This is a genomic window from Chryseobacterium arthrosphaerae (assembly GCF_001684965.1).
In the GTDB taxonomy this organism is placed as follows: Bacteria; Bacteroidota; Bacteroidia; order Flavobacteriales; family Weeksellaceae; genus Chryseobacterium; species Chryseobacterium arthrosphaerae.
This window is the reverse complement of record NZ_MAYG01000023.1, coordinates 289,020-302,758: the sequence shown is the minus strand read 5'-3', so window position 1 is coordinate 302,758 and position 13,739 is coordinate 289,020. Positions and strand designations below refer to the sequence as shown.

The following is a 13,739-nucleotide window of genomic DNA, read 5'->3' as shown; positions in this document are numbered from 1 at the left end:
CATGAAAAAGCAATTCACTTATATAGCAGCGGCATTTTTATTTACAGGAATGCTTTCTGCCCAAAAAATAGACCTTAATGCAATGCCAAAACCAGGGCCAACCCCTGCGATCAACATTGCGAAACCCAAAACCTTCCAGCTAAGCAACGGGCTTACTGTAATGGTTGTTGAAAATAATAAACTGCCTAGAGTAAACACTACTCTTTCTATGGACAGACCTCCTTACTATGAAGGAAATATTGCAGGAGTAAGCTCACTTATGGCCGAGCAGCTTGACAACGGAACAACCAACCTGAACAAGGATGAATTCAATAAGAAAATTGACTTTCTAGGTGCTAATATCAACTTCTCTTCTAATGGAGCGTCATCCAATTCCCTTTCAAAATATTTTCCTGAAGTACTGGGACTGATGGCTGATGCTATTATCAACCCAAAATTCTCTGCTGAAGAAGTTCAGAATGCTAAAGAAAGAATCATTGAAGGCCTGAAAGCTGACGAAAAAAATGCATCTTCCATTGCTGAAAGGGTTTCTAATGCCCTGATGTACGGAAAAAATACTTCAAGAGGAGAATTTGAAACAGTAGAATCTATCAACAAGATCCAGTTGGCAGACGTTCAGAATGTTTATAATAAATACTACGCTCCGGATAATGCTTACCTGGTGATTGTAGGGGATGTAAAATACGATCAGATAAAACCATTGATTGAGAAGGCTTTTGGAGGATGGAAAAAATCAAATACAAAGTTTGCAGCCTTAGAACCGGCATCCAATCCTGCTAAAACTGAGATTAATGTAGTTGATGTACCTTCAGCAGTACAGTCTGTACTTTCTGTAAGCAACCTCAACAATCTTAAAATGAAAGATCCGAACTACTTCTCTGCTACCATGGCCAATTATATTTTAGGAGGCGGTGGTGAAGCCAGACTTTTCATGAATCTCAGAGAAAAGAACGGTTTTACTTATGGAGCTTATTCCAGGATGAGTACCAGTAAATATTCTCCTGAATTTACAGCTGAAACCAGCGTAAGAAATGAAGTGACGGATAAGGCTGTAAAGGAAATGATGAACGAACTTAATGCCATTTCAACGGTAAAGCCTGATGAGCTTGCCAATGCCAAAGCCAAACTGAAAGGGGCCTTCATCATGTCTCTGGAGAAGCCTGAAACGATTGCAAGATTTGCATTGAATCAAAAAGTTCAGGACCTTCCGTCAGACTTTTACACCAATTATCTGAAGTCTATTGACAAGGTTACAGCTGCTGACGTGTCTAATGCGGTGAAAGCAACCATACTTCCTAATCAGAGCAGAATTTTTATTGCTGGTAAAGCATCAGATATTGCTGAAGGATTAGAGAAATTGGGATACCCGGTAAAATATTTCGATAAAGAAGCCAACCCTGTAGCTAAACCAACTGTACAAAAAGTTGATGCCAACGTAACAGTTTCAACGGTAGTTGATAAATACATCAGTGCTATCGGAGGAAAAGCCAATGTAGCTAAAATTTCTTCTTACACCATGAATGCTTCCATGTCGATGCAGGGGCAGAATATTGATTTTAAAACCATTAAGGCACAAGGCGGAAAGGAAGTGACCACCGTAACAGCAATGGGCCAGGTAATGCAGAAGCAGGTATTTGACGGAAAAACAGGTTATTCTGAGCAAATGGGTAAAAAAATAGACATTACCCCTGAGCAAATTGCTGAAAAACAAAAGACGCCTGAGCTGTTTGAAGAATTGAGCTTCGCAAAATCTGCTGATTATAAACTGGGAGGAATTGAGAAAATCAATGGAGAAGACTCATATGTAATTAAAGGAGGTGATACAACCTATTACTACAGCGTAGCTACCGGATTGAAGACCGGAGAAACCAAGAAAGTAAAGGCACAGGGACAGGAAATGATCATCCCTACAACATTCTCTGATTACAAAGAGGTAAACGGGGTGAAAATGCCTTACACCATCTCTGTAAGCCAAATGGGAATGGACATGACTATGAAGGTAAAATCCTATGAAGTGAATAAAGCTACGGATGCTGATTTTAAATAACAACATCGTATTTTTATAGAAAAAACGGTAACAAATGTTGCCGTTTTTATTTTTATCAACATTTGGCGACATCTTTTTTTGCCGTTCAGTAAAAAAAGATTAAATTTGCCCATTCAAAAAGATATCAGAATTAATGGATACTATATTTACACTATTGATGGTTCTTGTTATGATTGCCAGTGTCTTATTGGTAATTATCGTTATGGCTCAAAATCCAAAAGGAGGAGGTCTTTCCAGTACTTTCGGAGGTGCATCTTCTGCACAGTTCGGGGTACAGAGAACCAATGACTTCATGGAAAAAGCAACATGGACTCTGGGCGGAACTATCATCGTTCTTATCCTTTTAAGCGTTGTTATTACAGGAAAACCTTCACAGGCCGCTGCAACTCAGCAACAACCTGCCAAGAAAGAAGCTCCGGCTAAAAAATCGGCTCCGGCTTCTTCTACAACAACTACCGCTCCGGTATCCACTCCGGCAGCCCCTGCAAAATAAGAAGATCAATATCTTATATACAAAAAAGCAACTCACACTGAGTTGCTTTTTTATTGTACTATACTTCTGATTTAATTTTAAAAAAAGGAAGAGGTTACCTGTAGAAAAAGTGGTTACTTCAATCTGATCTTTTCAATCTGATGCCGAAGTTTCAATCCGGCTTTTAAAAACGAGTACTGCATTGGTTTTGAATCCTTATAATATTTATCAATAAAGATCTGCATCGCTCCGTAAAACCTCTGCAGATATACTTCATCCCTTATTGTACTTTCCCCTTTATGATGAAGAATGGAAGCTTTGCCATAATAAAAATTCTTATAGCCGTTCCTTAAAAAAGTATAACAGAGATCAATATCTTCCCCATACATAAAATAGGCTTCATCCAGGCCGCCTATCTTTTGATAGACTTCTTTTTTAGCCAATAAAAATGCGCCTGTAATCACTTCCACTTCAGCTATTTCATTTTCTTCCAGATCATTCCTGTAATAGGATTTCGAATTGTTTTTTCTGAAATTGGTGAACAGCTTTTCAAACGAATTGAACATGTCCGGAACTGAGCGTTTGCTTTCCGGCAGAAAGTTGCCTTCCGCATCATGCATCCGTACCCCCATACACCCGAAATCAGTTTTGGAATCAGCGAAATCCAGAAGTTCTTTCATATAAAAACCTTCGAATTCCGTGTCAGGATTTAAAAGGAGCAGATAGTCACCCTTTGCTTTCTGTATGGCCTGATTATTAGCTTTTGAAAAACCTCCGTTCACTTCAGAAGCGATAAACTGTACATCGGAAAACTCAGGAATAAGTTCCTTCCACGAACTGTCTGCAGAAGCATTATCAATAACCAAAATCTCATATTCTACTTCCTGTATATATTTCTGAAGCGATAAAAGACAGTTACGCAGCAATTGGGTTACATTATAATTGACAATAATAACGGACAGCTTCATATTAATCCTTTTCGTTGTATGGTAATCTGTTGATGATTGATCTTCCCAATGAGATTTCATCTGCGTATTCCAGCTCATCCCCTACCGAAATTCCTCTTGCAATGCTTGAAAAATTCACATTAGCATTTTTAAATTTCTTATAAATATAATAGGCCGTTGTATCTCCTTCCATTGTGGCACTCAGGGCAAAAATAAATTCCTTTACCTTACCTTCATTCACTTTTCTCTCAATACTCGGAATATTCAGCTGACCGGGCCCTACTCCTTCCATCGGAGATATTTTGCCGCCCAGGATCAGGTATCTGCCGGTATATTTCCCTGTATTTTCTATAGCAATAACATCCCTTACGTCTTCAACAATGCAGACCAGTTCTTCGCTTCTTTTCTCATTACTGCAAATCTCACAAACGTCAAAATCAGAGAAATTATGACATTCTTTGCAGTATTTTATTTCGTTGACAAGATTAATCAGGGAGTTTCCAAGGCTCACGGCTCTGGAATTAGGCTGTTTCAATAAATGTAATGCTAATCGTAAAGCAGTCTTTCTTCCGATACCGGGCAATCCCGAGATCTCATCCACCGCCTTTGCCAATACTTTGCTTGGGTAATCCATAAGTACAAAAATAAGGATTAAAGTTGATAATTGAGTGTGAATGATGAATCGTCAATTCGCTTCGCCTGTGAATTTTTATAGAATGATGATTGACTATTGACTTTGCGAAACAAAAATTGACCAATGACCACTTAATTAATGTCTCATTTTGATATTTTAAAATTTCCCATCCCGCCTGATACCATAGAACTCTAAAAAAACCTTTATATTTGCGGCTTAAATTAAATATGAAAAAAATAAACTAACATGGTACTTAACAACCTTAACTATCCGCTGGATTTCAAATTCAAAATCACTACCTTAGCAAGCGACTTCAACATTACTGACAAAAACGGGAATTATGTAGCTTACGTACGTCAGAAAATGTTTAAACTGAAGGAAGATGTAATCGTTTTCAATGATGAGAGCAAATCGAAGGAACTTTTCCGGATCAGAGCCAACAAATGGATTGATTTCAATGCTTCTTATTCTTTGAATGATCTTATTGACAATAAAAACTTCGGAAGACTGGCAAGAAAAGGGATGCGTTCTATCTGGAAAGCAAGCTATGATATTCTTGATGCTAATGATCAGCCGAAATTTAAAGTTCAGGAAGACAGCGCATGGGTAAGATTCTGGGACAGCTTTGTGGGTGAGCTTCCTATCATCGGGATGTTTACCGGATATTTCCTTAATCCGTCTTACACGGTAACAGGAATTGACGGGAAAGCTTATTTTAAACTGAAAAAAATGCCTTCATTCTTCGGAAGAAGATTCCAGCTGGACAGGCTGATCGATATTGATGATGAAGAAGAAAGTCTGGTAATCCTTTCTTTATTGATGATGACCCTACTGGAAAGAGCAAGAGGCTAAAAAATATTAAAACCACAACACATGAAATACCTAATCATTTTATTTTCTGCATTTCTGCTGGTAGCCTGTAAAAAGGAGAAAGAAACAGTTTCAGGTTCCACCGCTGCCGATTCTTCAAAAATCGTGAAAGATTCTGCTACTGTCCATACTTCACAGGGAGATATTCTGGTGGGCACCATTCCGTTTCCCAAAGAAATTAAAGAATGCTCATGCTATTTTGCCAAGACCAAAGCAGACTTTGAATCTGAACGATATATCTATGCAGATGATGCCGGAAAAACAGCTTATATGATGCTGGACGGCAAAAGACTGGCCATGAACCTTATCTCATCGAGCGATATGGAAGTGGATGAAGAACTGACCAAAGAAATAGAAAACGATGATTACAAGATTTCTGTAAAAGGTAAAAAAATAAAAGGCGAAGAAGCTTTACTGTTTGAAGGTACACTCACGATTGAAAAACCGGATGGCACCGTATACACAACTCCTATCTACGGTGAATGCGGATGCTAAACAGACAAAACCTCAATAAGTAAGGAAAGCGGAGATGACCAACACTTATTTTCAGTTCTCATAGCTTTCTTTATCCTTATACAATTCACAAAAAATGCTTCTGTATCCCACGGAAGCATTTTTTATTTTGTAAATTTGGGAAAAATAAAATTCAATGGAATTATCTAATATAGAACCGCAAATAATCTGGAAAAACTTCTCCAAATTAAATGCAGTTCCGAGACCATCAAAAAAAGAGGAAAAAGTAATTGCATTCATCAAAGGATTTGGTGAAGACTTAGGACTTGAGACTACTGTAGATGAAGTAGGAAATGTAATTATTAAAAAACCTGCCACTGCAGGAATGGAAAACCGTAAATCTATCGTACTGCAATCGCACCTGGATATGGTTTGCCAGAAAAACAATGATGTCAACTTTGATTTTGAAACAGAAGGAATCAAAATGGAAATTGATGGGGATTGGGTAAAGGCAAAAGGAACTACCCTGGGAGCAGATAACGGTTTAGGAGTAGCAACGATCATGTCTGTCCTTGAAAGCTCAGATATTCCACATCCTGCCCTGGAAGCTTTATTCACTATCGATGAGGAAACAGGTATGACAGGAGCTATCGGTCTAAAACCAGGACAGCTTACCGGAGATATCCTTTTGAATCTTGATACGGAAGAAGATGATGAAATTGATATAGGCTGTGCAGGAGGTGTTGATGTTACGATCACTCAAAACTATGCAACAGAAGCTCCAAAAGGACAGATTGTAAGAATTGAAGTGAAAGGATTACAGGGAGGCCACTCAGGAATGGATATCCACAAAGGGTTCGGAAACGCAAACATCATCCTGGGAAGACTTCTTTACAAAGGAATAGAAAATCAGAATGTAGAACTAATCTCTGTAGATGGTGGCGGATTAAGAAATGCTATCCCAAGAGAAGCTGTTGCCATTATCTCTGTAAGAAATGCACAGGAATTCATTCAGGATGCTACAGTTCTTAAAAAGGAAATTTTAGAAGAATTTGCCTCTGTGGAGGCAGGTATTCAGATCAATATTGAGAACTCTACCTCTTCCGAGAAAGCCATTTCAGAAGAAGATTCCAAGAAAGTGATCCTTACTTTAAAAGCTCTTCACAACGGAGTTTACAGAATGAGCCCGGATGTGGCAGATCTTGTAGAGGCTTCCAACAATGTGGCAAGAGTTGAATTAAAAGGAGGGGAGCTTAAAATTTTAAACCTTACAAGATCTTCAGTAGATTCTTCTAAATATTCTACAGCAGAACAATTAAAATCTGTAGCAGAGCTTGCAGGAATGAATGTGGTATTCAGCGGTTCTTACCCTGGATGGAAACCAAAACCAGGTTCAGAGATTGTAAAGATTATGGAGAAGATCTATACTGAAAAGTTCGGGGATAAACCTCACGTAGTAGCTTGCCACGCAGGTCTGGAATGTGGGATTATCGGGGCCAACTATCCTGAAATGGAAATGGTAAGCTTCGGGCCAACGATCAGAGGAGCACACTCTCCGGAAGAAAAAGCGAATATTCCTTCTGCTCAGAAATTCTGGAGCTTCCTGAAAGATATTTTAGCCAATATTCCTCAGAAATAGAACAATAAAATAACTATCCTGAATATCCAAAGTCTTTTGATTTTGGATATTCTTATATAGTAATACAATATAGAACCATGAAAAATCTTATTCTCATATTATGTTTATTCATTTCTTTAAAAACCTTTTCACAAACGCAAAAATTAATGGGAGAATGGTTTTTGGATAGAGTATATCCATCCACTGGAAAAAGTTTAGAAATAAATAATCGTAAATATTCTATCTTTCTTTCTTATAACATCAAACCCAATGAATTAATAATCAATAATCAGAAGTTTGAGGCCGTTTTTTTAAAAGATAAAATAAAACTGAAAGACAGAGAGCTAACATATTGGTATGATGAAAATTATTTACTTGTTCAGGAAGGTAATGAAATATATACCTTTTTAAAAAAAAATGATTTTACCAAAAAAAATCCAGAATTTAATCCCCAAATTAATTTCGTTAAAAACGACACAGTAATCGTTGCAAATCAAATCATTAAACCTGTATTTAATAACGAAAAGACATTTGACCGTTTTGTAACCAATCATATTTCTGATTCTTCCTATAATAGTGGTGATGATTTATATTTTAAGGCAGAATTTGTGTTAACAAGAGATAATAACATTACTCAAATTAAAATTATTGATCCATATACACCGCAATATCAATCGGAATTTGTTCAGGCCCTAAAAAAATCAGAACAATACTTTGAAAATCCATATCGAAAAGACATGCTGATCACTGTTGAAAAATTTTTCCCAAAATGGATAGGAGACTTAAAAACAAAAGAAGAAAAAGAGTTATATTCAATATTGAGTACTGGGAATAAATATTTTTATAAGAATAATTTTGAAAAAACAATAGAGACTCTTAGCAAATTAGATGGAATAAAAGTACGGGATATTGAATTTAATCCATTAGTACATGAAGCTTATGTTTTACTAGGCATATCATATTTAGTGTTAGGACAGAATGATAATGCATGTACAAGTTTTAACAAAGCAGGTAGCATAACTGATTTTGGAGTCAGAAACTATTTAAAAGATTTTTGTAAATAAATGAAAAGTATAACCGTATTCTGTGGCTCAAGCTTTGGCACAGATAAAATTTATGAAGAACAGGCATTTTTGCTGGGTCAGACATTAGCGAAACAAGATATACAACTCATTTACGGCGGTTCTCAAACCGGTTTAATGGGAACGGTAGCCAACGGAGCATTAAGTGAAAATGGAAAAGTAACCGGTGTTCTACCCCATTTTTTACAGGCTAAAGAAATTGCTCATAAAAACCTTACTGAACTGGTTCTGGTAGAAACGATGCATGAGAGAAAGACCAGAATGAGCGAGCTTTGCGATGGAGTGATCGTTCTTCCCGGCGGCTATGGAACTTTGGAAGAATTTTTCGAGATGATCACCTGGGCACAGCTTGGCCTTCACAAAAAACCAATCGCCATTTTAAATATTGACGGATTTTATAATGATCTGATCAATCTGGTTCAAACTATGGTTGACAAAGGCTTTTTAAAGCAGATAAACAGGGATATGCTCCTGATCAGTGATCGTATTGATGACCTGCTGGAAAAAATGAGGAATTATCAGGCACCTACGGTTGGCAAATGGATTTCTAAGGAGGAAATATAAATAATATGGCTGTAAAATGTATACTCTTTTTATTTTGCTGTTTGCTTTATAACAATCACCAGGCACAAAAACAACAATACCTATTTAAAACGTATGTTGGAGATCTGAATAATGATAAAATCCCGGATGAAATTTATATACGGGAAATTAAATGTAAAGGCAGCTATGATGATGAGGATGGATCGAGAGTATGCAGAGTAGCCACAGTAATTCTATATGAAGATAAAGACAAAGACAAATCAACTTCATGGACTAATTCAAATATTGTCCCTTGTTCATTTTGCAGTGAAGATGAAAAAGACCCGTTTAAAGAAGTAAAAATTAAAAAGAATGGTTTTTCCTTTATTTCAGTTTCTACCAATCTTCCCAGCGGAATGAAAATAAAAAAAACAATTACTTTTAAATATGATAAAAATAGGAACAATTTTATTCTTTTTAAAGTTATACAGGAAATGGAATCCTATGAAAATGGAGATATCAAAAGGAAAGTGAATACTGAGACAATTAAAGATTTTGGAATTATTCCTTTCAGTGATTATTTCTAACAAAAGAATACAGAAACCTGATTGAAAAGAAAACCCCGTCCGAAAAATTCGGACGGGGTTTCTTATTAAGATTAAAAAATATTTCTTCTATGGATAAGGAGCAATTTCCACTTCTAGTCCCTCCATTTCATCCACTATGTGCAGCTGGCATCCTAATCGGCTGTTATCTTTCACATGGAAAGCTTCAGCAAGCATGGCATCTTCTTCATCTCCCATCGGTTCCAGACCAGGATCATTGATTACATAAACCTGACATGAAGCACACATCGCCATTCCTCCACATACACCAATCGTACCTTCTTCTGCCAATTCATAGGAACGGATGATCTCCATTAAGTTCATGGACATATCCGTAGGCGCTACGACATCGTGGGTTACCCCTTCTCTGTCGGTGATTTTAATATTAATATCTGACATAATTCTGCAAAATTAGTCAATTTTTTTCACAACCGCCTTCTCTGCTTCTTTACGGCTTCCGTCGAATCCGTCTACTCCACTTACCGTTGTATATTTTAATACGAATTTTTTACCGGGATTGAGTCTGTTATATACACTCTGACACATCAGGGTAGCTTCGTGGAAACCACAAAGGATCAGCTTCAGTTTTCCAGGATATGTGTTGATATCTCCGATGGCATAAATCCCGTCAATATTGGTTTGATAATCAAGAGCGTTGTTTACGACGATGGCATTTTTCTCTATATTCAGTCCCCAGTTTCCGATCTCACCCAACTTAGGCGTCAATCCGAATAAAGGAATAAAGTAATCCGTTTCAATATCGTAAGCTTCTTCACCTTCTTTTTCTACAGTAATTGCTTCTACTTTACCATCACCTTTGATCCCGGTTACTTCAGCAGGTGTAATTAATTTAATTTTCCCCTGATTTTTAAGATCCTGAACTTTTTCTACAGAATCCAAAGCCCCTCTGAACTCATTTCTTCTGTGGATCAGCGTTACTTCACTGGCTACGTTAGAAAGGAAAATACTCCAGTCAAGAGCAGAATCACCACCTCCGGCAATTACTACTTTTTTGTTTCTGAAGTGCTCAGGTTCCTTAACGAAATACTCAAGTCCTTTTTCTTCATAATCCGCTACATTTTCAAAAGTAGGCTTTCTAGGTTCAAAAGTTCCCAATCCACCTGCAATGGCAATAGCTTTACATCGGTGAACGGTTCCTTTATTTGTAACTACTTCAAACCACTCTTCGTCAACTTTTGTATAAGAAACGGCTGTTTCTCCCAAAGTGAACCCCGGCTGAAACTGCTTGATCTGCTCCATTAAATTATCCACCAATTCCCCAGCATTCACTGAAGGATACCCCGGAATATCGAAAATAGGTTTCTTAGGATAAAGTTCAGCCAATTGCCCTCCCGGCTGCGGAAGTGCATCAATAATATGACACTTCATTTTTAATAAACCAGCTTCAAAAACTGCAAAAAGTCCTGTAGGTCCCGCCCCTATGATCAATATATCAGTGGTTATCATAATTTAAGATAATTTAATTATACATGTAAATGCAAATTTACTAATTTTAATGCGAAGCATATTTAATTGATTCTAAATAAAAACCTGAGATTTGTCAAATATCTATCAATGAAGATTTTAAATTTGGCAATGTTTTTGTAAATGTCTTGTTATGAAGAAAATTTTAAACCTCTTTGCAGTATTTATATTCTTTTTAGGCTCTGCCCAGATTGATAATGTCGCAGACGGCGAATCGATCACCCTAAGAATCCATTACGGGTTTCTGAATGCAGGAACTGCCAATCTTACAACCCAAAAGACCAATTATAAAGGAGTGCCGCATCTGTATGTGAAAGGAACCGGGCAGACTACCGGAGCCGTAAAAGCATTCTTCAAGGTGGAAGATTTGTATGAAAGTTTCATCAATACTGAGACCGGTTTACCAAGTTTCTATGTAAGAAATGTACGTGAGGGAAGCTATCGCCAGCATCTTGAAACCGTTTTCAATCATGATAACAATACTTTGATCTTAACAGACAAGAAAACACCTGCCAATGGTTCCAAAGTACTGAAATCTGTAAAAGGAGTTCAGGATATGCTTTCATGTTTCTATTATCTGCGAAGCAAAAGCCCTGATGAATTAAAAGTAGGTACCATCATCAATATGAATGTTTGGATAGATGATGAAATGTTTCCTTTTCAGCTGAAAGTCATAGGAACAGAAAATTTAAAAACCAAATTCGGAACCATCAACTGTCTGAAAATTATCCCTTCAGTGAAAAGCGGAAGAGTATTTAAAGAAAAAGAAGGCGTAACGATGTGGGTTTCCAATGACGCCAATCATGTACCGATGCTTCTTAAGGCTGAGCTTGCCGTAGGATCTCTGAAAGCCAGTATCGATGGCTATAAAAATGTAAAGTATCCTTTAAAGTTTACCAAATAAACTGATCATTAGTTTTTTTAATCTACGAATGTCTGTAATTTTTTACAGACATTTTTTATTTTAAATGTAATATATGGTGAGCATCGGTTGTCTTTATAATAGAGCAGCAAGAAGACTGCAGCATGTCAATACTTCAATTCCAGAACAGCAGATCCGAAGTATGGACATAAGAAACAGACACGTGTAAATTTTTCAATAAGATCAGTTTTTAATTACGTTTTGTTTCTTAGGTCAGTAATTAAAAACAAAAACCTCCGGAGCTCCGGAGGTTTATTTTTTATAATGTTTTGAACTGTTCCAGTGTTCTGATATCATTTTCAAAGAACATTCTGATATCACTCATCTGGTACAGCAGCATGGTGATTCTTTCAATTCCCATTCCGAATGCATATCCTGAATATTTTTCAGCATCAATATTCACATTTTTCAGTACGGCAGGGTCTACCATTCCGCAGCCCATGATTTCCAGCCATCCTGTTCCTTTGGTGATTCTGTAATCAGTTTCAGAGTTCAATCCCCAATACACATCAATTTCAGCACTTGGCTCTGTGAACGGGAAGAAAGAAGGTCTCATTCTGATTTTAGATTTACCGAAAAGTTCAGTAGTAAAGAACTGGATCGTCTGTTTCAGGTCAGCAAAGCTTACATTCTCATCTATGTACAACCCTTCAATCTGGTGGAAAATACAGTGAGAACGTGAAGAGATCGCTTCATTTCTGAAAACCCTTCCCGGAGATAAGATTCTGATCGGCGGCTGATTTTCTTCCATATAACGGGTCTGTACGGAAGAAGTATGCGTTCTTAAAAGAATATCCGGATTCTGCTCAATGAAGAACGTATCCTGCATATCTCTTGCCGGGTGGTATTCCGGAAGGTTCAGTGCAGTAAAGTTATGCCAGTCATCTTCAATCTCAGGACCGTCTGCTACCGCAAAACCGATCGATTTGAAGATTTCAATAATTCTGTTTTTAACCAGGTTGATCGGATGTCTTGATCCTAATTCCAACGGAAAGGCCGGTCTTGTAAGATCTTCTTTTTCCAGGACAATAGAAGATGCGGAAGCATTTTTTAAATCTTCTAATTTTACAGCTACAGCCTGCTTTAAAGTATTGATCTTCTGTCCGAATTCTTTCTTCTGGTCGTTAGGAACTTCTTTAAATTTTTCAAAAAAATCATTAAGAACCCCTTTTTTACCGTTGTACTTGATCCGGAAGTTTTCGATATCTTCCTTAGAGGTAGCATTGAAGCTGTTTACTTCGATCAGTAGTTCTTCTATCTTTTCTATCATTATTTTACCCTTTCAAAATGTTTTGCAAAAATACGACTTTTAAGTTTAATAATTAATTGACTCATAAAAAAATCTGCCTCTTTTTCGGGGAGGCAGACTTCAATCACTTATTTCACTTAAATAAAAAAATTATTTCTTTTCTAAAGCCTTCACGTTGATCTGAAGCGTTACCTCATCTTTAATCACTCCGTTTTCAGCCGGAGCCTGGAACTTCACTCCAAACTCTTCTCTTTTGATATCTTTCGGTTCGGTAGCTACACTCACTTCTCCTTCTTTCACAGAAACATTAGCTTTGAACTGAACCGGTTTTGTAATTCCTTTAATGGTCAGGTTACCATCTAAAAGCGTATTGTAATCTCCTTCCGTAGCAGGAGTCACTTTTGTAATTTCATAAGAAGCTGTTGGGAATTTTTCAACTTCGAAGAAATCTCCGCTCTTCAGGTGACCATTCAGTTTCCCCATATCTTCAGGACTGTCTTTAAGATCCACTGAAGTTAAGGAATTCATATCAGCAACGAATTTACCGCTTTCCAGTTTTCCGTCTTTCACCGTTACATCTCCGCTTTCAAACCTGATGGTTCCAAAGTGGCTTGTATTCTCAGATTTGAATACTTTATACCCTTTCCATTCAACCTTACTGTTTAGCGTATCCAATGTGTACTGACTTCCTTCTTTGGTAGTCGTTACCTCATTACTTTCACTCGTAAGCGGTTTGTCTTTTTTACAAGAAACCATTACCGCAGCAACGAATAAAGCAGGAATAGCTAGTGAAAACAGTTTTTTTCTCATTTTTGATTTATTTTTATTACTTC

General features: G+C 37.1%; 15 protein-coding genes. 9 read left to right on the top strand and 6 right to left on the bottom strand.

The window, feature by feature from the left end; translation table 11 throughout:
* Nucleotide 1 precedes the first annotated feature (1 nt).
* On the top strand, nucleotides 2-2,047 hold the full coding sequence (locus BBI00_RS20535) for a M16 family metallopeptidase (RefSeq protein WP_065400699.1): 2,046 nt from the start codon (nucleotides 2-4) through the stop codon (nucleotides 2,045-2,047).
* A gap of 133 nt (nucleotides 2,048-2,180) precedes the next feature.
* A complete protein-coding gene (secG, locus tag BBI00_RS20530) occupies nucleotides 2,181-2,540 on the top strand; it encodes a preprotein translocase subunit SecG (RefSeq protein ID WP_065400698.1) in 360 nt (119 codons plus the stop codon).
* A 113-nt stretch (nucleotides 2,541-2,653) separates the two neighbouring features.
* Here the strand turns inward: secG and BBI00_RS20525 are convergent, their stop codons facing one another.
* The gene (locus BBI00_RS20525; RefSeq protein ID WP_123902331.1) at nucleotides 2,654-3,493 is read right to left on the bottom strand and encodes a glycosyltransferase family 2 protein; all 840 of its coding nucleotides are present in this window, start codon (nucleotides 3,491-3,493) and stop codon (nucleotides 2,654-2,656) included.
* Nucleotides 3,489-4,100: a recombination mediator RecR gene (gene recR / locus BBI00_RS20520; RefSeq protein WP_065400696.1), complete on the bottom strand. Its 612-nt coding sequence runs from the start codon at nucleotides 4,098-4,100 to the stop codon at nucleotides 3,489-3,491. Before recR ends, BBI00_RS20525 begins: the two co-directional genes overlap by 5 nt.
* Nucleotides 4,101-4,346: 246 nt before the next feature.
* On the opposite strand from recR, the gene BBI00_RS20515 reads away from it, so the two are divergent.
* The 6 genes from BBI00_RS20515 to BBI00_RS20490 all read left to right on the top strand — a co-directional run bounded on the left by BBI00_RS20515 (nucleotide 4,347) and on the right by BBI00_RS20490 (nucleotide 9,232).
* The gene (locus BBI00_RS20515) at nucleotides 4,347-4,952 is read left to right on the top strand and encodes an LURP-one-related/scramblase family protein (protein ID WP_065400695.1); all 606 of its coding nucleotides are present in this window, start codon (nucleotides 4,347-4,349) and stop codon (nucleotides 4,950-4,952) included.
* A gap of 21 nt (nucleotides 4,953-4,973) precedes the next feature.
* Complete coding sequence (locus BBI00_RS20510; RefSeq protein WP_065400694.1) at nucleotides 4,974-5,465, top strand: hypothetical protein; 492 nt, start codon at nucleotides 4,974-4,976, stop codon at nucleotides 5,463-5,465.
* A 154-nt stretch (nucleotides 5,466-5,619) separates the two neighbouring features.
* Nucleotides 5,620-7,062: an aminoacyl-histidine dipeptidase gene (locus tag BBI00_RS20505; RefSeq protein WP_065400693.1), complete on the top strand. Its 1,443-nt coding sequence runs from the start codon at nucleotides 5,620-5,622 to the stop codon at nucleotides 7,060-7,062.
* 77 nt (nucleotides 7,063-7,139) lie between these two features.
* Complete coding sequence (locus BBI00_RS20500; protein WP_123902327.1) at nucleotides 7,140-8,105, top strand: hypothetical protein; 966 nt, start codon at nucleotides 7,140-7,142, stop codon at nucleotides 8,103-8,105.
* Nucleotides 8,106-8,687: an LOG family protein gene (locus BBI00_RS20495; protein ID WP_065400691.1), complete on the top strand. Its 582-nt coding sequence runs from the start codon at nucleotides 8,106-8,108 to the stop codon at nucleotides 8,685-8,687.
* Between the two features lie 41 nt (nucleotides 8,688-8,728).
* A complete protein-coding gene (locus BBI00_RS20490) occupies nucleotides 8,729-9,232 on the top strand; it encodes a hypothetical protein (protein ID WP_065400690.1) in 504 nt (167 codons plus the stop codon).
* A gap of 87 nt (nucleotides 9,233-9,319) precedes the next feature.
* Here the strand turns inward: BBI00_RS20490 and BBI00_RS20485 are convergent, their stop codons facing one another.
* Both BBI00_RS20485 and BBI00_RS20480 read right to left on the bottom strand, forming a co-directional pair.
* Nucleotides 9,320-9,649: a 2Fe-2S iron-sulfur cluster-binding family protein gene (locus BBI00_RS20485; protein ID WP_047098450.1), complete on the bottom strand. Its 330-nt coding sequence runs from the start codon at nucleotides 9,647-9,649 to the stop codon at nucleotides 9,320-9,322.
* Nucleotides 9,650-9,661: 12 nt separating this feature from the next.
* Nucleotides 9,662-10,717 carry an NAD(P)/FAD-dependent oxidoreductase gene (locus BBI00_RS20480; protein WP_065400689.1) on the bottom strand — a complete coding sequence of 352 codons (1,056 nt, stop codon included), beginning with the start codon at nucleotides 10,715-10,717 and terminating at the stop codon, nucleotides 9,662-9,664.
* Between the two features lie 151 nt (nucleotides 10,718-10,868).
* Here BBI00_RS20480 and BBI00_RS20475 point away from each other — a divergent pair, with 151 nt between their 5' ends.
* On the top strand, nucleotides 10,869-11,639 hold the full coding sequence (locus BBI00_RS20475; RefSeq protein ID WP_065400688.1) for a DUF3108 domain-containing protein: 771 nt from the start codon (nucleotides 10,869-10,871) through the stop codon (nucleotides 11,637-11,639).
* A gap of 277 nt (nucleotides 11,640-11,916) precedes the next feature.
* Here BBI00_RS20475 and pheS read toward each other — a convergent pair whose 3' ends face one another.
* Together pheS and BBI00_RS20465 are read right to left on the bottom strand one after the other, a co-directional pair.
* The gene (gene pheS, locus BBI00_RS20470; protein ID WP_065400687.1) at nucleotides 11,917-12,927 is read right to left on the bottom strand and encodes a phenylalanine--tRNA ligase subunit alpha; all 1,011 of its coding nucleotides are present in this window, start codon (nucleotides 12,925-12,927) and stop codon (nucleotides 11,917-11,919) included.
* Between the two features lie 129 nt (nucleotides 12,928-13,056).
* Nucleotides 13,057-13,716 carry a YceI family protein gene (locus tag BBI00_RS20465; protein WP_065400686.1) on the bottom strand — a complete coding sequence of 220 codons (660 nt, stop codon included), beginning with the start codon at nucleotides 13,714-13,716 and terminating at the stop codon, nucleotides 13,057-13,059.
* Between the last annotated feature and the right edge of the window lie 23 nt (nucleotides 13,717-13,739).